General features: G+C 51.8%; 22 protein-coding genes and 3 tRNA genes. 8 read left to right on the plus strand and 17 right to left on the minus strand.

All coding sequences use genetic code 11. The features are described from left to right. Window positions 1-119: 119 nt before the first annotated feature. Window positions 120-677 (minus strand): DJ-1/PfpI family protein, encoded by a 558-nt coding sequence (locus tag CSE01S_RS02830; protein WP_042283958.1) that lies wholly within the window; start codon window positions 675-677, stop codon window positions 120-122. Window positions 678-1,192: 515 nt separating this feature from the next. On the opposite strand from CSE01S_RS02830, the gene CSE01S_RS02835 reads away from it, so the two are divergent. Further along, entirely contained in the window at window positions 1,193-1,696 is a 504-nt protein-coding gene (locus CSE01S_RS02835; RefSeq protein WP_042283961.1) for a non-heme ferritin-like protein, read from the plus strand. A 125-nt stretch (window positions 1,697-1,821) separates the two neighbouring features. Here CSE01S_RS02835 and CSE01S_RS02840 read toward each other — a convergent pair whose 3' ends face one another. Together CSE01S_RS02840 and azuC are read right to left on the minus strand one after the other, a co-directional pair. After that, on the minus strand, window positions 1,822-2,073 hold the full coding sequence (locus CSE01S_RS02840; protein WP_042283963.1) for a DUF2766 family protein: 252 nt from the start codon (window positions 2,071-2,073) through the stop codon (window positions 1,822-1,824). Between the two features lie 116 nt (window positions 2,074-2,189). Beyond that, entirely contained in the window at window positions 2,190-2,273 is an 84-nt protein-coding gene (gene azuC, locus CSE01S_RS23015; RefSeq protein WP_014229869.1) for a stress response protein AzuC, read from the minus strand. A 211-nt stretch (window positions 2,274-2,484) separates the two neighbouring features. On the opposite strand from azuC, the gene CSE01S_RS02845 reads away from it, so the two are divergent. Further along, window positions 2,485-3,909, plus strand: a complete 1,425-nt coding sequence (locus CSE01S_RS02845) for an MFS transporter (RefSeq protein WP_042283965.1) — start codon at window positions 2,485-2,487, stop codon at window positions 3,907-3,909. A 40-nt stretch (window positions 3,910-3,949) separates the two neighbouring features. On the opposite strand, the gene CSE01S_RS02850 is transcribed toward CSE01S_RS02845, so the two are convergent. Next, on the minus strand, window positions 3,950-4,588 hold the full coding sequence (locus tag CSE01S_RS02850) for an RpiB/LacA/LacB family sugar-phosphate isomerase (RefSeq protein WP_042283968.1): 639 nt from the start codon (window positions 4,586-4,588) through the stop codon (window positions 3,950-3,952). A 259-nt stretch (window positions 4,589-4,847) separates the two neighbouring features. Here CSE01S_RS02850 and yecR point away from each other — a divergent pair, with 259 nt between their 5' ends. Together yecR and ftnA are read left to right on the plus strand one after the other, a co-directional pair. Continuing rightward, window positions 4,848-5,183: a YecR family lipoprotein gene (yecR, locus tag CSE01S_RS02855; protein ID WP_042283971.1), complete on the plus strand. Its 336-nt coding sequence runs from the start codon at window positions 4,848-4,850 to the stop codon at window positions 5,181-5,183. 181 nt (window positions 5,184-5,364) lie between these two features. Next, the gene (gene ftnA / locus CSE01S_RS02860) at window positions 5,365-5,862 is read left to right on the plus strand and encodes a non-heme ferritin (protein WP_042283973.1); all 498 of its coding nucleotides are present in this window, start codon (window positions 5,365-5,367) and stop codon (window positions 5,860-5,862) included. A 32-nt stretch (window positions 5,863-5,894) separates the two neighbouring features. Here the strand turns inward: ftnA and CSE01S_RS02865 are convergent, their stop codons facing one another. Next, entirely contained in the window at window positions 5,895-6,134 is a 240-nt protein-coding gene (locus CSE01S_RS02865) for a YecH family metal-binding protein (RefSeq protein ID WP_042283976.1), read from the minus strand. Window positions 6,135-6,327: 193 nt separating this feature from the next. On the opposite strand from CSE01S_RS02865, the gene tyrP reads away from it, so the two are divergent. Then, window positions 6,328-7,539 carry a tyrosine transporter TyrP gene (gene tyrP, locus CSE01S_RS02870; RefSeq protein WP_042283977.1) on the plus strand — a complete coding sequence of 404 codons (1,212 nt, stop codon included), beginning with the start codon at window positions 6,328-6,330 and terminating at the stop codon, window positions 7,537-7,539. Between the two features lie 57 nt (window positions 7,540-7,596). On the opposite strand, the gene CSE01S_RS02875 is transcribed toward tyrP, so the two are convergent. Beyond that, on the minus strand, window positions 7,597-8,262 hold the full coding sequence (locus CSE01S_RS02875) for a YecA/YgfB family protein (protein WP_042283979.1): 666 nt from the start codon (window positions 8,260-8,262) through the stop codon (window positions 7,597-7,599). Window positions 8,263-8,690: 428 nt separating this feature from the next. Here CSE01S_RS02875 and CSE01S_RS02880 point away from each other — a divergent pair, with 428 nt between their 5' ends. Next, window positions 8,691-9,035 carry an anti-adapter protein IraM gene (locus CSE01S_RS02880; RefSeq protein WP_042283982.1) on the plus strand — a complete coding sequence of 115 codons (345 nt, stop codon included), beginning with the start codon at window positions 8,691-8,693 and terminating at the stop codon, window positions 9,033-9,035. A gap of 171 nt (window positions 9,036-9,206) precedes the next feature. On the opposite strand, the gene CSE01S_RS02885 is transcribed toward CSE01S_RS02880, so the two are convergent. The 6 genes from CSE01S_RS02885 to uvrY all read right to left on the minus strand — a co-directional run bounded on the left by CSE01S_RS02885 (window position 9,207) and on the right by uvrY (window position 12,745). Beyond that, window positions 9,207-9,293, minus strand: a tRNA-Leu gene (locus tag CSE01S_RS02885). 11 nt (window positions 9,294-9,304) lie between these two features. Then, window positions 9,305-9,378: transfer RNA gene (locus CSE01S_RS02890), tRNA-Cys, on the minus strand. A 50-nt stretch (window positions 9,379-9,428) separates the two neighbouring features. After that, window positions 9,429-9,504, minus strand: a tRNA-Gly gene (locus tag CSE01S_RS02895). Window positions 9,505-9,654: 150 nt separating this feature from the next. Continuing rightward, window positions 9,655-10,203 carry a CDP-diacylglycerol--glycerol-3-phosphate 3-phosphatidyltransferase gene (gene pgsA, locus CSE01S_RS02900; RefSeq protein WP_042283985.1) on the minus strand — a complete coding sequence of 183 codons (549 nt, stop codon included), beginning with the start codon at window positions 10,201-10,203 and terminating at the stop codon, window positions 9,655-9,657. Window positions 10,204-10,259: 56 nt separating this feature from the next. After that, on the minus strand, window positions 10,260-12,092 hold the full coding sequence (uvrC, locus tag CSE01S_RS02905) for an excinuclease ABC subunit UvrC (protein ID WP_042283987.1): 1,833 nt from the start codon (window positions 12,090-12,092) through the stop codon (window positions 10,260-10,262). Further along, window positions 12,089-12,745, minus strand: coding sequence for a UvrY/SirA/GacA family response regulator transcription factor (uvrY, locus tag CSE01S_RS02910; RefSeq protein ID WP_042283990.1), 657 nt, complete (start codon window positions 12,743-12,745; stop codon window positions 12,089-12,091). The genes uvrC and uvrY overlap by 4 nt, the downstream gene beginning before the upstream one ends. Window positions 12,746-13,134: 389 nt before the next feature. Between uvrY and CSE01S_RS23580 the strand changes: the two genes are divergently transcribed. Further along, window positions 13,135-13,182: a hypothetical protein gene (locus CSE01S_RS23580; protein WP_439709082.1), complete on the plus strand. Its 48-nt coding sequence runs from the start codon at window positions 13,135-13,137 to the stop codon at window positions 13,180-13,182. A 19-nt stretch (window positions 13,183-13,201) separates the two neighbouring features. Then, window positions 13,202-13,426 carry a DUF2594 family protein gene (locus CSE01S_RS02920; protein ID WP_042283992.1) on the plus strand — a complete coding sequence of 75 codons (225 nt, stop codon included), beginning with the start codon at window positions 13,202-13,204 and terminating at the stop codon, window positions 13,424-13,426. 66 nt (window positions 13,427-13,492) lie between these two features. Here the strand turns inward: CSE01S_RS02920 and sdiA are convergent, their stop codons facing one another. The 5 genes from sdiA to tcyJ all read right to left on the minus strand — a co-directional run bounded on the left by sdiA (window position 13,493) and on the right by tcyJ (window position 17,775). After that, complete coding sequence (sdiA, locus tag CSE01S_RS02925) at window positions 13,493-14,215, minus strand: quorum-sensing transcriptional regulator SdiA (RefSeq protein WP_042283995.1); 723 nt, start codon at window positions 14,213-14,215, stop codon at window positions 13,493-13,495. A gap of 234 nt (window positions 14,216-14,449) precedes the next feature. Continuing rightward, window positions 14,450-15,202: an L-cystine ABC transporter ATP-binding protein TcyN gene (gene tcyN / locus CSE01S_RS02930; protein WP_042283998.1), complete on the minus strand. Its 753-nt coding sequence runs from the start codon at window positions 15,200-15,202 to the stop codon at window positions 14,450-14,452. Next, window positions 15,199-15,867: a cystine ABC transporter permease gene (gene tcyL, locus CSE01S_RS02935; protein ID WP_042284001.1), complete on the minus strand. Its 669-nt coding sequence runs from the start codon at window positions 15,865-15,867 to the stop codon at window positions 15,199-15,201. Before tcyL ends, tcyN begins: the two co-directional genes overlap by 4 nt. Window positions 15,868-15,881: 14 nt before the next feature. After that, entirely contained in the window at window positions 15,882-16,868 is a 987-nt protein-coding gene (dcyD, locus tag CSE01S_RS02940) for a D-cysteine desulfhydrase (protein ID WP_042284003.1), read from the minus strand. 106 nt (window positions 16,869-16,974) lie between these two features. Then, window positions 16,975-17,775 (minus strand): cystine ABC transporter substrate-binding protein, encoded by an 801-nt coding sequence (gene tcyJ, locus CSE01S_RS02945; RefSeq protein ID WP_042284006.1) that lies wholly within the window; start codon window positions 17,773-17,775, stop codon window positions 16,975-16,977. Window positions 17,776-17,826: the final 51 nt, after the last annotated feature.

Below are 17,826 nucleotides of genomic sequence, written 5' to 3' on the forward strand. Positions count from 1 at the left end.
GAAAATGACATAAGAATGGGGGTATTGTCTGACAAATAAAAAACAAGATAGCCAATTAATCCATAACGTCAGCCAGCAAATCCTTGTCCCCAAATACGGCATATTTGGGGACACGAAAATTACCAGCGATAATAAATATGGTCGGCGTGGTCGCGTACCGGCGCGTCATCGCCGAGTAAACGGGCCGACAGCGCCAGCGCAAAGTCAAAGATGTGTCCCAGCCCTTTTCCGCTCAGCAGATTTCCGTCTTCCACTACCGGGGCGTCGACATACACGCCATCGGTGACTGTCTCGTAGAGATCGCCGGAACAGACGTAGCGACGTCCTTTCAGTAACCCATTGCCGCCCAACACTCGTGCCGCCGCCGAACAAATCGGGCAGATCAGTTTACCCGCCGCGTCATGGCGAGCGATGAACGCCACAACCTGGGGACTGGCTGCCAGATTGACGCTACCCTGCGGTCCACCCGGCAGCACCACGGCGTCATAGAGTGTTTCCAGACTTTCTGCCAGGGTTTGATCCGCCACCATCGGAACATCGTGATAGCTTACCACCGCCCGCGACTCCGCGCAGGCCAGCGTGTCCACCTCAATGTGCAGACGGCGTAAAATATCAATGGTGACAATCGCTTCCGCTTCTTCAAAGCCAGGCGCCAACAGGACAGCAACTTTTTTCATTTCCACAACCTCATGCCAATGATGTCAAATAGACCGAAATAACGACGTTATCATTCGGTAAAATAAAATAGTTTTTAGTGAAACTGATCTGGCGCAAAAATGGCGAGCCGATAATTTCTGACTAAACAGTGTCATTCGTAAATTAATGCGCCAACGTAAAAAAGAATTATCAATAATCCGATCCTACCATGGCCGAGGGATCTCTTTTGTGATCTGAAACGTCATTTCAAAAATAAATTCAAGATGAAAATCATTGATAATCAACAGGATGCATTTTAATCACGCGGGGTAATATTTTTGGCATTCAGACATTGCTTTCAGCAACATGTAAAAATTTATAAACATACAGCATTAAGGATTTTCTTAATTTGCATTCGGCGCTATGCTTATTTCGATCAGCGACTGAATTGATACTACGATCACTCATGGACCGGCAGAAGGGGTTTTATTCTGCTAACAGTTAAGTGTGCCGTTTATCCCGCACACCGTCTCTTTCAGTAAATAAGGATATTGTTATGGCTGCAGCAGGCATGGCTCACAAACTCAACACCCAAATGAACCTTGAGTTTTACGCCTCGAATTTTTATCTCCATTTGAGCGAATGGTGCTCAGAGCAAAGTTTGATGGGAACGGCAACATTTCTTCGCACCCAGGCGCAAAGTAACGTCACCCATATGATGCGGATGTTTAATTTTATGAAAAACGCCGGCGCGAACCCGATCGTGAAGGCGGTTGACGTGCCGGGCAGCGATTTGCATTCCCTGGAAGAATTGTTTCAAAAAACACTCGAAGAGTACCAACAGCGCGCCAGTACGCTGTCGCGTCTGGCCGATGAAGCGCAGGCATTGAACGACGCACAGACGCTCACTTTCCTGCACGATCTGGAGAAAGAACAGCAGCAGGACGGATTGTTATTGCAGACCATCTTTGAGGAAGTGCGCAACGCGAAACGCGCAGGGCTATGTCCAGCCCAGACCGACCAGCATGTCCTTAACGTGGTGAATTATCAGCAGCATTAATATCCCCGCACTGGCCTGCCGTTCCCTTCCCCGCAGGCCATTACGCAAGTCCGCGTTCCCGGATGCCTCCCATAAACAGGAGGCATCGCAAAAAACATTTCTAAATTCTGAAACAACGGTTTATTTTAATGTGCTTCGCCCTGCGGCGTGAATTTGAGATCAATGAGCGCGATTGCCTTTTGAATGGCGCGCAGGGTGATAGGGTCGGCTGCCGCCGGATGTGTGGTGAAATCGATATTCTTTAGCTGGCTGGACATTTTTTCACGTACTTCAACGGGCGCGATCACATCAAGTACATCAAGGATTTGTTTGATCACCAGTTGGCAGGCGACAACATCAGATACCAGTTCCTGATCGGCATTCATCGGTTGGGACATTGCTTGGGCTCCTGAAAAAAGAAAGGCCGACATAGTACCGATTACGTCGCAGAAACGATAGTCATACGGGTACCCGGCTCGCGGGCATAAAAAAACCTGCCGAAGCAGGTTTTTTATCAGAACATCGCGCCAGGCGGTACGTCTTTGAATGTTTTGCAATAATTTTCAAACATGCTTTTGAGGATTTTACGCAGTTTCATGGCATGACTCCAAAGGTATTGTTATGCAGGTGTTATTGCCTATGCGTGTATAATATGACACTCATCACAAAAATCAACCATTATGTGATGCATATCACATAATTAAATTAACATTTTCTTTCCAAATTTGCCCTTATTGCTGACTTTTCAAAGGCCTGTATCACGTTAAGTTCCAGTAAAAATTTAAATTTTTTTTGAAGGCAAGGACCACATGCGAGACGATTGGGTCACAGAAAGCAAACGGGGCATCTCTCCTGCCGCTTTGCTTGTTGCTGGCGCATTTTTTATGGAGTTCATTGACGGCACGGTGATCGCGACTGCCCTGCCGGATATGGCCACTACTTTCGGTGTTCAGGCCGTGGATCTGAATATCGGTATCAGCGCGTATCTGATCACCCTGGCGGTACTGATACCCGCCAGCGGCTGGATAGCCGACCGCTTTGGCGCGCGCAAAGTGTTTACCCTTGCCCTGGCCATTTTTACGCTGGCTTCAGTGCTTTGCGGTCTTGCCACCACGCTGGAAGGCTTTCTGGCGATGCGTATTTTTCAAGGCGTCGGCGGCGCGCTGATGGTGCCCGTCGGACGTCTGGCCGTACTGCGCACCACGCCGAAGCATCAGCTCATTACCGCCATCGCCACCTTAACCTGGCCCGCCCTGGTGGCGCCCATCATCGGCCCGCCGCTGGGTGGATTTATAACCAGCTATGCCAGTTGGCGATGGATTTTCTTTATTAACGTACCGGCAGGGCTGCTGGCAATGACGCTGGCGCTGCGTTTTATCCCCGATATAAAAGAGGAGGTTCGCCGTCCTTTCGATGTGCCGGGTTTTATGGCTACCGCCATTGCGATGGTCAGTCTGGTTTACGCGATGGAACTGATGGGCGCTCAGCAATTTGCGCCGGGCTTGCCACTCACGCTGCTGCTGCTGGGCGGGATCACCCTGGCGTATTCACTGCGTCATTTTCAGCAAGCCGCACATCCGATGATTCGTCTGGACGCTATGCAGGTGCCGACGTTTCGCGTCACGATGTACGGTGGCTCTTTGTTTCGCGCCTCGATTAGCGCCGTTCCGTTTTTGCTGCCGCTGATGTTTCAGGTTGGTTTTGGTATGAATGCTTTTCAGGCGGGCTCGCTGGTACTGGCGGTTTTTGTCGGTAATTTAACGATCAAACCCGCCACCACTCCGCTGATCCGCTGGCTTGGCTTTAAAAAGCTGTTGTTGATTAATGGCGCGCTCAATGTGCTGGCGCTGCTCGCCTGTGCGTACCTGACGCCCGACACGCCCGTCTGGTTGCTATTACTGGTGCTTTACCTTGGCGGCGTATTCCGTTCTGTACAGTTCACCGGCATCAGCACCCTCGCCTTTGCGGACGTTCCTGCTGAACAGATGAGTTATGCCAATACGCTATTCAGTACCGCCACTCAGTTGGCCGTTGGGTTGGGCATTTCGCTGGGCGCAATTGGGATCCGGATCGGCGCAAGCATCAGCGAATGGCTGGAAATAAGCGCGACGCCCGGCATCAGCTTTCGCCTGGCGTTTGTGACGATTGCGGCGATCTGTCTGGTGGGGATGGTGGATACGTTGAGGCTGGCGAACGATGCGGGAAGTGCGGTGTCGGCAAAGAAATCAGGGTAGTTACCGGACGGCGCAAGGCCATCCGGTTTCGTCGCGGTGATTAGCCCAGGATTTCGCGAACAAAGGCTTCGATCTCTTTGTTCTGGCAGTTCTCAAAGAAACACTGCTGGAAGCGCGGGCCAGACACGGCGGTTTTGACCAGTTCCGGGTCGATCGCCCGCAATGTGTCAAGGTAGTTGTCTTTCACAACTGCCGCTTTCACCTGGTTCAGAATACCTGCGTTACGTACCTGCGGCTCTTTACGCTCCGGCGGGTATCCTTCCCCGTTACGACCGGTAAAGGCTTTCTCGAAAATGAAGCGTACGTTCAGTTCTGCGCCCCAGCCAAATCCTTTTGCAAACGGCAGAGACAGCGCATTACCGTTGTTGATCTGCGCAAACAGGAAGGCGTCAGCCGGATCGATGCAGTAACCGCACACCACGCCCGGATGGATATTCAGAGACATCAGCGCGCCCTGACCGGTACCACAGCCAGTCACGACAAAGTCAACTGCTTTGGCATTCAGCAGAATGCTGGCCATGATACCCAGATGGATGTAGGTCAGATGATGATCGTTTTCATCGCTCATACCAACGTTGAATACCGGAAAGCCTTTTTCATCCGCAACCGCTTTAAGCTCGTTATGAATGATGGCGTTTTTGCTGGCCTGGCTGTTTTCCATCATGAGTGCAATTTTCATTCTGTCTTCTCCTGAAATGCGTGCGGGTTGTCCCGCCATGAGTCAATGACGTTTCAGGAACAGTACTACTTCCCAAACGCACTTTCAAATTTTGTGAAAAACGATTTTAAAAAACAGAGTGAGCTTCACATTTTTGCAGAACGAAAGGCGCAACCCTGGCCGTACAAATTAGTGATAGCGGATCTGTAAGCTATTCCGGCCATTGAAATTCGCAGGCATAGAGTAGGATAGCCTATCCCCGATCTATCAGAGTGAAACCATGAAGACGCTTTTACTTGCCCTTTCATTGACGGCACTGACAGGATGTACGATAAGCAGGCACGCTGAGGTGAGCGAAGTCAGCGCGACCACGGGTGTGGTACGTCTGAGTTACGGTGAAGCCATGTTACAAAATGCGGTAACCGATGAGTATATCGCCCACGGCACCGCGACGAAGGCCTGTCAACAGACAGGCTATGCCAATGCCGTACGCTTCGGGCAGCCGGTTAAAACCTGTCGTGTATTTGCAGGTTCGCTCTGTATCAACAGTCAGGTTATCCTTTCATACCAGTGCCAGGGTGTCGCCTTGTCACAAACGCTTTCCCCTACTTATTAAAATAACGGCCAGGGTATCGCTGGCCTTTATCCCTATTATATCGGGCATATAGCGTAAATGCGTTTTATTCCCATTCGTATTTTTAATAATTAAATTTATTATTTTACCTTTTGCAAATATTTAAATAACAAATTATAGTGACGCCACATCAAAATAATTCTCACCTTTGTGGAGCGTAACCATGCTGAAAACAGAAATGATCGATAAACTCAATGAGCAAATGAATCTGGAGTTATATTCTTCGCTGCTCTATCAGCAGATGAGCGCCTGGTGTAGTTACCACAGTTTTGAAGGCGCCGCCGCGTTTCTGCGTCGCCATGCGCAGGAAGAGATGACCCATATGCAACGCCTGTTCGACTATCTGACCGATACCGGCAGCCTGCCGCGCATTAATACCGTCTCCTCGCCTTTTGCGGAGTACGCATCGCTGGACGAATTATTCCGCGCCACGTATGAGCACGAACAATTAATTACGCAGAAAATAAATGAACTGGCTCATGCCGCAATGACCAGCCAGGATTATCCGACCTTTAATTTCCTGCAATGGTACGTCGCTGAACAGCATGAAGAAGAAAAACTGTTTAAATCCGTTATTGATAAATTAACCCTGGCGGGGAAAAGCGGCGAAGGGTTGTATTTTATTGATAAAGAACTTTCGACTCTTGATACCGCAAATTAATGTCTGACGGTGAGGTTATCCTCACCGTTTTGTTAATGACGGCAGATCTTACTTTCATGAGTGGAAAAACCGTCATCCTTGGCAACAAATTTTCCTTTCGCCGCCAGAAACGCCACCAGTTCCCCCGCGGTCATATCTGACGCGGAACAGGTATGAAAACGCGCCTGTTCGCCGAAGCGATTTTTTATCGCCGCTTCCAGACTTGCCGTTGAATACGGTTCGCCCGACGCTATCATCATATTCAACACTTCGTGCCCGTGAATGGATGTCATATGTCCTCCTGAATCAAAACGGATAGCCTAAGCGGCACGCGCGTTCTTCGCCTTGCGCTAGCGCAGGTTCAATGCGGGAATAGATGTATAATTATGTTTACACAGATTGTAACGGTGATTTGACGAAAATAACGTTTTGCCTTACCCTGCGCCGCAGATCTTACCGTTGTTTATCTGCAGGGCAGTGTAAAGCGTGAAAAATAGAACTCTGGGAAGTGTTTTTATCGTGGCTGGCACCACGATTGGCGCCGGGATGCTGGCCATGCCGCTGGCGGCCGCTGGCGTCGGTTTTGGCGTGACTTTTGCGCTGCTGATGGGTCTGTGGGCCTTAATGTGTTATACCGCGCTGTTGCTGCTGGAAGTTTATCAACACGTTCCGGCGGATACCGGCCTCGGATCGCTGGCGAAGCGTTATCTTGGCCGATACGGTCAGTGGGCGACAGGCTTCAGTATGATGTTTTTGATGTATGCCCTCACCGCAGCGTACATTAGCGGCGCTGGCGAACTGCTGGCAGCCAGTATCAGCGACTGGAGCGGAAAACAAATGTCCCCCACCGCGGGTGTCCTGCTGTTCACCTTTGTTGCCGGTGGCGTGGTATGTGTCGGCACCTCGCTGGTCGATCTGTTTAACCGTTTTCTGTTCAGCGCCAAAATCATTTTCCTGGTCGTCATGCTGGCGCTGCTGATGCCCCATATTCACAAAGTTAACCTGTTAACCCTGCCGCTGGAACAGGGCCTTGCCCTTTCCGCCATTCCGGTGATCTTTACCTCCTTCGGGTTTCACGGCAGCGTTCCCAGCATTGTCAGCTATATGAACGGCAATACTCGTAAATTGCGGTGGGTATTTATTATCGGCAGCGCGATTCCGTTGGTGGCCTACATTTTCTGGCAACTGGCCACGCTTGGCAGCATCGACTCGACAACGTTTATGGGGCTGCTGGCGGATCATGCGGGTTTGAACGGCCTGCTGCAGGCCCTGCGGGAAGTGGTGGCCTCGGCGCACGTTGAGCTGGCTGTGCATCTGTTTGCTGATCTGGCGTTGGCGACCTCGTTTCTCGGGGTGGCCCTCGGGTTGTTTGATTATCTGGCGGATCTGTTCCAGCGCCGTAATACGGCGTCAGGCCGACTGCAAACCGGGGCGATTACCTTTCTGCCTCCGCTGGCATTCGCCCTCTTCTATCCGCGTGGTTTTGTGATGGCGCTGGGCTATGCCGGTGTCGCACTGGCGGTGCTGGCGCTGATCGTGCCCTCGCTGCTCGCATGGCAGAGCAGAAAACAAAATCCGCAAGCTGACTACCGCGTGTCGGGCGGGCGTCCTGCGCTGGCCCTGGTGTTTCTCTGCGGTATTGCCGTCATCGGGGTGCAGTTCTGTATTGCCGCCGGGCTGTTGCCTGAGGTGGGATAGGTCGGTCAGAGAGACGACAAACGGCCTGACGGGCGAAACGTCGCCAGGCCGTAAATTTTAATGCAGGCAGCACTGCTTATATTTTTTGCCGCTGCCGCACGGACATGGATCGTTACGTCCTGGTTTCACCTCTGCTTTCACCGGCACCTGCACCGGCGTTTCCTGCGGATGCGCCATCCAGTAAGCATGGAGATCCAGCGCCGCAAGGCGAATGGCATCGACACTCTCTTCAAATGCTTCCGGGCTAAGTTTCTCGACTTTGCTGAAATTCTCTTCCGTACCGTGAAGCGCAATGGCATCCAGGGCCGGTTTCAGCGTGTCAGGCAACGCTGACCAGTCAGACAGCGCCACGCCCCGCATATAACCGAAGCACCATTCTTCTACGATGGTGAGCTCATGGCCATCGACTTCCCGCAGGCCAAACAGCGGCTCGAACTGCTCTGGAAACGCATTGAGTCGGTCAGCGGTATCCGCCATGTGCTGGAAAGCGAGATTCATAAAACGCGTCATCTCTTTTTCTGAAGACCAGCGCGGCACATATTGCGCACCGCCCCACACGGCAACCAGCCACTCATCTGGCTCAATTTCGCGCGGCGAACTGAGAACAGCGGTGATCAGCCCATCCAGCTCTGCGACGTCCAGTATGGCATGATCGGTGTTGTATTGGGTCAATACATCGTCCAGCCACTCCAGTTCGCTTTCGTTTAACGGTCCCGTTTTCATCATGCTTGTCCTCGTTGAATGCTTAACTGTGGCTATCTTACAGGTTGAAAGGAGCGGCGGATACACCCTGCGCGCGCAAGAAAAGAAATCGCTTCTGACACAATTTACTGGCGTAATCTGTCACGTTCCGCGCGGGAGTGAAGAATAATCCGTAAGCATTGCAGTCAGGCAGTATGCATTAGCATTTTTTAATAATTGAAATGTATAACAATTGCTCACGATCAATAATAGCAATGCATCTATAAGACTAAAATGTAATATAATGTAAATAAAAACATCATACAAACTTAATAATTTATTAAAAAACAACACCTTCAGTAGGTTAATTAAAAAGTTGATCATTTTCAATAAGTTATGCGTCACTTGCATTTTCTACTAGGCTAAATCTGGCCTTAAAAAATGTATTTAATATTGACGTGAAGGTGAGTATGGAATGGACTGTCATTGACACCGTTGTCAGCCCGACAACGGGTATGTGTTTCTCATGCATTTGTAGTCTGAAAAATTTAAAATTAACGATCTGGTATCAGGCAGATATATTTTTATCCAGCGGCAGCATTATTGAGCCGTTTCAGGACGGTGTATTAATAGACCACAAACCCTATCCCATTACCGTCTATAATGTGACACGCTACAATAAAGAATTATGGAATGCGATGAAAACAAATAGCTTATGCCCAGGCAATGATGAAAATCATCCTAAATATTGTCATTTAGCTCATCTGTGCGTGATTGCTATCTGTCCATACGGTTTACTGAAACGAAAAGGATAATGTCGCCGTAATCTTGTGTTCCGTCATAATCAGGCGGAATACATTATGAGACGTTATTTCTACGCAGGAGGAAATGTTCAGCACGTGTCAGCCATGCCGTAGAAATAAAAAAACCGCCTGAAGGGCGGTTTCACGACACTGCTTATTGCTTTGATTATTCTTCTGTTCCCATGGTACCCGGAGCGGGACTTGAACCCGCACAGCGCGAACGCCGAGGGATTTTAAATCCCTTGTGTCTACCGATTCCACCATCCGGGCTCGGGAAAAAGTGGAGGCGCGTTCCGGAGTCGAACCGGACTAGACGGATTTGCAATCCGCTACATAACCGCTTTGCTAACGCGCCTTAATTCTTTGTCTTTCGACCCGCACCCGCTATCGCCGGTGCCGTTAATCTGGAGCGGGAAACGAGACTCGAACTCGCGACCCCGACCTTGGCAAGGTCGTGCTCTACCAACTGAGCTATTCCCGCATAATCAAGTACGTTGTTAATCACTTGATTTTGCTATCGTCTGGCAAACCGTGCTGCCGTTCGATGCGTTGCATTCTACTTACCTGACGCAATGAGTCAACGATATTTTTCGCCACTTCCGCTCGTTTGCTGAAATTTGCGGCGAAACGATCACTGATCAAGCAAATCCCCGCGCGCAGCGTTCAGATACTGGAACATTGACCACAACGTCAGGACTGCCGCGACGAAAAACAGCGCAATGCCCGCATACTCGACCCAAATATTGGGTCGCCACAGCAGCCACGCCAGGGCCGCCATTTGCGAGGTGGTTTTAACTTTACCAATCCATGAAACCGCCACGCTACTGCGTTTACCCAGTTCCGCCATCCATTCACGCAGCGCAGAAATAATAATTTCGCGCGCGATCATGATTGCCGCAGGCAGCGTCACCCACCAGCTGTGATAGTGTTCGGTCACCAGCACCATCGCGATGGCAACCAGCACTTTATCCGCCACCGGGTCGAGAAAAGCGCCAAACCGGGTGCTCTGGTTCCAGCGGCGCGCCAGGAAGCCGTCAAACCAGTCGGTGACGGCAGCCACCACAAAGATCAGCGCCGCCACGAAGGGCGACCAGCTAAACGGCAGATAAAACACCACGACAAAGAATGGAATGAGGATGACACGGAACAGCGTTAGCAACGTTGGGATATTAAATTGCATAGTGACGGGTAACTATCTGTTGTCAGAGAAATTACCCCTATGTTGCTACAGAGACCTCAATGTTTCAACGACCAGAAGATCTTTTCTGCCAGACCTTGCGAAATACCCGGCACTTTTGCAATTTCTTCTACGCTGGCATTACGTAATCCTTGCAAACCGCCCATATATTTCAACAAAACCTGGCGACGTTTTGGCCCCACGCCTTCAATCGTCTCCAGCGTGCTGGTATTTTTCACCTTCGCCCGTTTTTTACGGTGTCCGCCGATGGCATGATCGTGCGATTCGTCGCGAATATGCTGGATCACATGCAGCGCTGGCGAGTCCGGCGGCAGGCTAAAGCCCTCGCCTTCCGGCTCAAAGAACAGGGTTTCCAGTCCGGCTTTACGGTCAGCGCCTTTCGCCACGCCCAGCAGCAGCGGGTGATTTTTATCCCAGGTCACGTCCAGCCCGGCAAAAACCGCTTTCGCCTGGCCCAGTTGTCCTTTGCCGCCATCGATCAGGATCACGTCCGGAATCTTACTCTCTTCGATAGCCTTCCCGTAGCGGCGGCGTAACACCTGATTCATCGCCGCATAATCATCACCCGGCGTGATACCGGTAATGTTGTAACGGCGATACTCCGCGCGCAGCGGCCCGTTGGCATCGAACACCACGCAGGAGGCCACCGTCTGCTCGCCCATCGTATGGCTGATGTCGAAACACTCCATGCGCTTGATGGCTGGAAGGTTCAGCACCGTCGCCAGCGCGGTCAGACGCTGGTTAATGGTCGACTGCTGAGACAACCGGGTGGTCAACGCGGTCGCGGCATTTGTGCGCGCCAGCTTGAGGTAGCGCGCGCGATCGCCTCGGGGGCGCGTCTGTACATGAATACGACGCCCCGCCAGTTCAGATAGCGAGTCGGCCAACAGCGTTTTATCGCTAAGGTTAAAATCAAGCAGGATCTCGCCCGGCAAGGTACGCATCTGACTACCCTGTAAATAGAACTGGCCGACGAATGTTTCCACGACTTCGCCCAGTTCCGTACCGCCGGGGACTTTCGGGAAATAACTGCGGCTACCCAGCACCTTTCCTTGCCGGATGAAAAGCACATGCACACAAGCCATACCGGCGTCGAACGCCACGCCGATGACGTCAAGATCGTCCCCGGTATTCGAGACGAACTGTTTTTCCGTCACGCGGCGCACGGCCTGGATCTGATCGCGAATGCGCGCGGCTTCTTCAAAGGCAAGATTCTCGCTGGCTTTTTCCATCCGCGCGATCAATTGCGTCAGCACCTGATCGTCTTTGCCGGATAAAAACAGGCGCACGTACTCCACCTGCTGCGCATATTCTTCTTCACTCACCAGCCCTTCGACGCAGGGGCCGAGGCAGCGACCAATCTGATACTGCAGACAGGGACGCGAACGGTTGCGGTATACGCTGTTTTCACACTGACGAATCGGAAAGATTTTCTGCAGCAGCGCCAGCGTTTCACGTACCGCATAGCCATTCGGGAAAGGTCCAAAATACTCGCCTTTGGCGTGTTTGGCGCCACGGTGCATCGCCAGTCGGGGATGCGTGTCGCCGCTGAGGAAAATAAAGGGATAGGATTTGTCGTCGCGCAGCAGTACGTTGTAACGCGGCTGATAAAGCTTGATGTAGTTGTGCTCAAGCAGCAGCGCTTCCGTTTCGGTGTGGGTCACCGTCACGTCTATTTGCTGGATGAGCGCCACCAGCGCTTCCGTTTTACGCGACGCCAGATTGCTGCGGAAATAGCTGGAAAGCCGTTTTTTCAGGTCTTTCGCTTTTCCCACATAAATTACCGTACCACCGGCATCATACATCCGGTACACGCCGGGCTGGCTGGTGACGGTTTTTAAAAATGCTTTTGAATCAAACTGAACACTCACTGGCTTGTTAACGTCTCCGCATTACACAGGCCATGGCGAATTGCCAGGTGAGTCAGCTCGACATCACCATGAATGTTTAATTTACTGAACATACGATAGCGATAGCTGTTCACCGTTTTAGGACTGAGATTCAGTTGCTCTGAAATCTCATTAACCTTCTGACCTTTGGTGATCATCAGCATAATCTGCAATTCCCGTTCAGACAAACTGGCAAAGGGCGTTTCCGTTTTTTCCGGCTCAATCTGACTCAACGCCATCTGCTGGGCAATGTCTGAAGCAATGTAGCGTTGACCGGTGTACACCGAACGAATTGCATTAACCACTTCCTGCGGCGCCGCGCCTTTGCTGAGATAGCCAGCGGCTCCCGCCTGCATCACTTTCGCAGGTAACGGGTTTTCCGTATGGACGGTTAACATGATGACTTTTATATCAGCCGTTGAACGCGCAATTTTACGCGTGGCTTCCAGACCGCCAATACCGGGCATGTTCATGTCCATCAACACGACGTCGACGGTGTTTGTGCGGCACCATTTGACGGCATCCTCACCGCAGTTCGCCTCACCGACGACTTTTATACCCTTAATATCTTCAAGAATGCGTCGTATCCCTGCGCGCACCAGTTCGTGGTCATCAACAAGAAGAACGTTGATCAAAGGAATTTCTCCAGAATAGGGATAACGCTACTGATAATAAAACATCCCTATATTAGCGGGTTTTATCTCAACTTTGAAACGTAAAAAACGCTCCGCGACCGATTTTGCTCTCGTTTTTGGAAATTAGTGTGTACGTGGAGTGGAAACTCCATGTACTAACAATCTGTTACATGTCTTATTTCGGAAAGTCGTTTCAGAATGGCGACAGAAAACGATACGGCGCAAAAAGATGCTAATTACACAGCAAGTTTGTAACAATAATTAACGAGTCAAATACGCCTAATAAACAATAATGCGCGTAAATATACGCGGCTGAGGTTGTGGTTTAAATTAACCCCAACCGCTTTTTTTTGATCAAAAAACAACCGCTGCTATTTTTAGCCTGGCTTATGGTATACTCCGCGGCCTCACCATTTACCATCGCACATTTTTACTGAGACATAACGAGGAAAATAAATGAGTACGCCTGATTTTTCCACTGCCGAAAATAATCAAGAACTGGCTACCGAAGTCACCTGCCTGAAGGCGCTGTTAACGCTGATGCTCCAGGCGATGGGCCAGGCCGATGCGGGCCGTGTGATTCTTAAGATGGAAAAACAGATCGCGCTGGTCGAAGACGAAACCCAGGCCGCCGTATTTTCCAGTACGGTTAAGCAGATTAAACAAGCTTACCGCCAGTAAAACAAAACCGGCTGAGAGCACAGTTTTCAGCCGGTTTATCGTCTGACACGCAGAACGCTCAACGTTTCAGATGAGCCCCGTCGCAGCGGCATAGCAGGCAATCTGCGTTTTATTGGGAGCGTTGAATTTCTTCTGCATATTCTTCTGGTGAAAGTTGACGGTATTCTCCGATATCGACAAGATCATCGCGATTTCAGCCGACGTTTTGCCTTCTGCGGTCCATTTCAGGATCTCTTTTTCCCGCTTGCTAAAGCGCATTTCCGGCGCCATCACCATGTCATCCTCCAGACGAGTCAGCGCCGTCAGGCTTTCCCGCACCAGCAGTTGTAGCTTAAGCTCCACTTCATCGGTGTCGAAAGGCGTATGGCGCAGGCTTGCACGAGAAACGGAGAGAAAACCCAGCGCCCGGTTGGGCAGCATTAAGCACTGTGTGACGCCTTTGCGCAGACCATGCGCGCGCGCCGCGTCCCACATCGTCTGAGCATGACTGAATAAGGCGTCATTCCACGGCAGATGCCCTTGGATGAAGTTCTCCGCCTTGAGCACCGGATCGATGGCGAAATAGTTCTCGGACTGATAGTGCGAAACCCACGCCGCCGGGTAAGTGGTATGAAGGGTAATTTTGGGCCGGGTAAACGGAACGGGATGTCTGACACACAGCGCGTAATAATCAAATTCCAGGCGTTGCGTCTGAAGCTGTAATTCGTTGTAAACGTCTTCTGCGCGGGTCATTTCCTGGAAGCGTAACAGCATCGTCCGCCGCCAGGTAAAGAAATCGGTATCCTGCATACTCAGTCGCTGGGCTCTTGTGATTGATAATCATTATTAATGTATGAAATAAGCTAACACATAATGACATGTTTCATTAATGAAATATCGGTCAGAACGCAAATTACTTGAACCGTAAAGTGTTATTCAGAACAGGGCGAAAGAAATAAGGATCCCGTCATGCAATAACCATAAATAATTATGCAAAATGGCACGCGCCGACCGGCGTGAATCATTGCGTGCCTGGCGGGAGAGTTATTGCAGGAGAAACTTCTCAAGGAACTGACGTGTTCTCGGCTGCTGCGGTTCGCTGAATAACGATTTCGCCGGCCCTTGCTCTACTATTCGCCCTTGATCCATAAATATCGCCCGGTCCGCCACGTCGCGGGCAAAACTCATTTCATGGGTGACGATGACCATTGTGCGTTTTTCCTGCGCCAGCTGGCGAATGGTGTTAAGCACCTCACCCACCAGTTCGGGATCGAGCGCCGAGGTCGGCTCATCAAACAGGATCACCTCCGGGCGCATCGCCAGCGCCCGGGCAATGGCCACACGCTGCTGCTGACCGCCGGAGAGACGTCGCGGATAACTGGTCTCTTTGCCAGCGAGGCCCACCTTCGCCAGCAGTTCCCGCGCCAGCGCCGTTGCGGCGTCTTTAGGTTCGCCTTTCACAATAACCGGTCCTTCAATAATGTTTTCCAGCACCGTCCGGTGAGGGAACAAATTGAAATTCTGAAACACGAAGCCGACATGCTGTCGTAGCTGGCGAATCAGCGATTTTTGCTGATTCAACGAGCGTGCGGTATCAATGGTGATCTCGCCCACTTTGATTGTCCCGGCCTCCGGCTGCTCAAGCAGGTTTATACTGCGCAATAGCGTGGTTTTACCCGACCCGCTGGGGCCGATGATGGCGATCACTTCGCCGGGTTTAACCTCCAGATCGATACCGTGCAGGACGGTCTGACCATGAAACTTTTTGACCAGGTTTTTCACTTCGATCGCGCTCATTTCGGCTCTCTCTCCTGGCGGTTGAGTTGATTTTCAAAGTAGTTCTGTAACGTTGACAGCACGGTCGCCATCACCCAGTAGATCAGCGAGGCCGCCAGATACATGGTGAACACTTCCAGCGTGCGCGAGGTGATCAGTTGCGCCTGGCGGAACAGCTCCGGCACCTGAATGGTCGCCGCCAGCGAGGTGTCTTTCACCAGACTGATAAAGCTGTTGCTGAGCGGCGGCAGCGCCACCCGCGAAGCTTGCGGCAAAATCGCCCGGCGCATCGTTTGCCACGGCGTCATGCCAATACTGGCCGCCGCTTCCCACTGCCCTTTATCAATGGACGAGATCGCCGCCCGCAGGGTTTCCGCGGCATAGGCGGCGGTATTAAGCGACAGACCGATCATCGCCGCCGGGATCGGATCCAGTTCAATACCGAACTGCGGCAGGCCGTAGTAGATCATAAACAGTTGGGCGATAAGCGGCGTACCGCGAAAAATGGAGATATAAAACCGCGCCAGCCAGCGAAGCGGCAGCAGCGGCGACAGGCGCATCAGCGCAAGGATAAATCCCAGCAGCAGGCCGAAAAACATCCCGCCGATGCTTAACTGCAGCGTGAACACCGCGCCTTTAAGCAGATACGGCAGGGAATCAATAACCAGTTGGATACTTTCTTGCATGAGCTTATCCGATATTACACGTGGGGATGGTAGGCAAAGAGCGCAGGCGCACCGCCGGTATGAATAAAGAGAACGGGACCTTCGTCTTTAAAACGCTTCTGGCTGATGCCGTCGATTAGCCCGGCCATCGCTTTCCCGGTATACACCGGATCGAGAAGAATGCCTTCCAGGCGCGCCAGCAGTTTTACCGCTTCCATCCCCTCTTCATTCGGCATGCCATAACCGGGCGCAAAATAGTCATCCCACAGCGCAATGTCTGCCGACGCGGTCAGTTCCAGGGTTTTGGCAAGGGTCTGCTGCAGCGCCGCCACCTTTGGTTTTTGTTCGGCGACGCTACGCGATACCGTGACGCCAATCAGCTCCACTTCTGGCATCAGTTGTTCAAGGCCCACTGCCAGACCGGCATGAGTGCCAGCGCTGCCGGAAGCCACCACCACCGAAGAGAGCTGTACCGCCCCTTCACACTGCTGGGCGATCTCCAGCGCGCTTTCAACGTAACCTAACGCGCCGAGGGCGTTTGAACCGCCCACCGGGATAACGTAAGGCCGGAAGCCCTGCGCTTCGAGCCGGGTGGCTAATTCCTGTAGCTGGGTGTCCGGATCGGTTAACGCGTCGCACATTTCGATTTGCACGTTGAACAGATCCAGCAGTAGCCGGTTGCCGTTGCTCAGATAGTTTTCCGCCGTGGTGCCGATCGGGTTTTCCAGCAGCGCGACGCAATGCAGACCGAGCTTCGCCGCCACCGCCGCCGTCTGACGCACATGGTTGGACTGAATAGCGCCAGCGGTAATCAGCGTATCCGCCCCTTCGCGCAGCGCGTCAGCGGCAAGAAACTCCAGTTTGCGCAGCTTATTGCCGCCCATCGCCATTGGCGTGACGTCGTCCCGCTTTATAAAAATGTCGCGTCCAAGATGATCAGATAAACGTGGGAGGTATTCGAGCGGCGTGGGCGCGCCGATAAATTCCAGGCGTGGGAAGCGCGTCAGGTTGTGCAGTGGCATAAAGCCTCCGTTTTTTGTTGTTGTGATGTTCTTTTTATTATGCACGTTCAGGCGGATGAAATAAAAAAGGCGCCGATTAAAGCGCCTTTTTTTGCTATTTAGCTGATTATTTCGTCACGTCAGCGCCAAACCACTTCTCAGAAAGCGCCTTCAGCGTACCGTCTTTTTGCATCTCAGCGATAGCAGCGTCTACCGCTTTCAGCAGATCTTCGTTGCCTTTACGTACCGCAACGCCCGCTTCCTGACGGGAGAACGCTTCGCCAGTCACCGCCAGCGAGTCTTTGGTTTTCTTCACCAGATCCAGCGCGGCCAGACGGTCGACGAGGATCGCATCAATACGCCCTACGCGCAGATCCTGGTATTTGGTCGGATCGTCATCGTAGGTGCGGATGTCCACGCCCTGAACGTTCTGACGCAGCCACTCTTCGTAGTTGGTGCCCAGGCCGACGCCGACTTTCTTATCTTTCAGATCGGCCGCGGTCTTGACCGCCCCTTCATTGCCCTTTTTCACCAGCGCCTGAATACCGGACACCGTATACGGGGTAGAGAAATCGTATTTCTTCTTACGCTCGTCAGAGATGGTCACCTGATTGATCACCACGTCAATGCGTTTTGAATCCAGCGAGGCCAGCATCCCGTCCCATTTGGTCGGTTTCAGTGAAGCTTTCACTCCAAGATGTTTCGCCAGCTCTTCGGCAAATTCCACTTCAAAGCCGGTTAATTTACCGTCGTCACCCTGATAGCTGAACGGCGGATAAGTGCCTTCCAGCCCCACCAGTAGGGTTCCGCGATCTTTGACCTTCTTAAGCAGTCCTTCATCCGCAAACGTTTTTGCGCTCATCCCAGCGACCAGTGCAACAGCCATCACGCCCATCAGCGCCTGACGACCCAGAAGTGCTAATTTCATATTTACCCCGAATGTTATTATGAATGACCGTAGTGTAGAGCGATTACGCGT

Origin of the sequence: Citrobacter sedlakii NBRC 105722, from assembly GCF_000759835.1 — a bacterium.
In the GTDB taxonomy this organism is placed as follows: domain Bacteria; phylum Pseudomonadota; class Gammaproteobacteria; order Enterobacterales; family Enterobacteriaceae; genus Citrobacter_A; species Citrobacter_A sedlakii.

What these genes read in the sequence shown, in the direction of transcription:
- CSE01S_RS02830 (WP_042283958.1), bottom strand. Translation starts at nt 677, where the DNA reads ATGAAAAAAGTTGCTGTCCTGTTGGCGCCTGGCTTTGAAGAAGCGGAA.
- CSE01S_RS02835 (WP_042283961.1), top strand. Translation starts at nt 1,193, where the DNA reads ATGGCTGCAGCAGGCATGGCTCACAAACTCAACACCCAAATGAACCTT.
- CSE01S_RS02840 (WP_042283963.1), bottom strand. Translation starts at nt 2,073, where the DNA reads ATGTCCCAACCGATGAATGCCGATCAGGAACTGGTATCTGATGTTGTC.
- azuC (WP_014229869.1), bottom strand. Translation starts at nt 2,273, where the DNA reads ATGAAACTGCGTAAAATCCTCAAAAGCATGTTTGAAAATTATTGCAAA.
- CSE01S_RS02845 (WP_042283965.1), top strand. Translation starts at nt 2,485, where the DNA reads ATGCGAGACGATTGGGTCACAGAAAGCAAACGGGGCATCTCTCCTGCC.
- CSE01S_RS02850 (WP_042283968.1), bottom strand. Translation starts at nt 4,588, where the DNA reads ATGAAAATTGCACTCATGATGGAAAACAGCCAGGCCAGCAAAAACGCC.
- yecR (WP_042283971.1), top strand. Translation starts at nt 4,848, where the DNA reads ATGAAGACGCTTTTACTTGCCCTTTCATTGACGGCACTGACAGGATGT.
- ftnA (WP_042283973.1), top strand. Translation starts at nt 5,365, where the DNA reads ATGCTGAAAACAGAAATGATCGATAAACTCAATGAGCAAATGAATCTG.
- CSE01S_RS02865 (WP_042283976.1), bottom strand. Translation starts at nt 6,134, where the DNA reads ATGACATCCATTCACGGGCACGAAGTGTTGAATATGATGATAGCGTCG.
- CSE01S_RS02875 (WP_042283979.1), bottom strand. Translation starts at nt 8,262, where the DNA reads ATGAAAACGGGACCGTTAAACGAAAGCGAACTGGAGTGGCTGGACGAT.
- CSE01S_RS02880 (WP_042283982.1), top strand. Translation starts at nt 8,691, where the DNA reads ATGGAATGGACTGTCATTGACACCGTTGTCAGCCCGACAACGGGTATG.
- pgsA (WP_042283985.1), bottom strand. Translation starts at nt 10,203, where the DNA reads ATGCAATTTAATATCCCAACGTTGCTAACGCTGTTCCGTGTCATCCTC.
- CSE01S_RS02920 (WP_042283992.1), top strand. Translation starts at nt 13,202, where the DNA reads ATGAGTACGCCTGATTTTTCCACTGCCGAAAATAATCAAGAACTGGCT.
- sdiA (WP_042283995.1), bottom strand. Translation starts at nt 14,215, where the DNA reads ATGCAGGATACCGATTTCTTTACCTGGCGGCGGACGATGCTGTTACGC.
- tcyN (WP_042283998.1), bottom strand. Translation starts at nt 15,202, where the DNA reads ATGAGCGCGATCGAAGTGAAAAACCTGGTCAAAAAGTTTCATGGTCAG.
- tcyL (WP_042284001.1), bottom strand. Translation starts at nt 15,867, where the DNA reads ATGCAAGAAAGTATCCAACTGGTTATTGATTCCCTGCCGTATCTGCTT.
- dcyD (WP_042284003.1), bottom strand. Translation starts at nt 16,868, where the DNA reads ATGCCACTGCACAACCTGACGCGCTTCCCACGCCTGGAATTTATCGGC.
- tcyJ (WP_042284006.1), bottom strand. Translation starts at nt 17,775, where the DNA reads ATGAAATTAGCACTTCTGGGTCGTCAGGCGCTGATGGGCGTGATGGCT.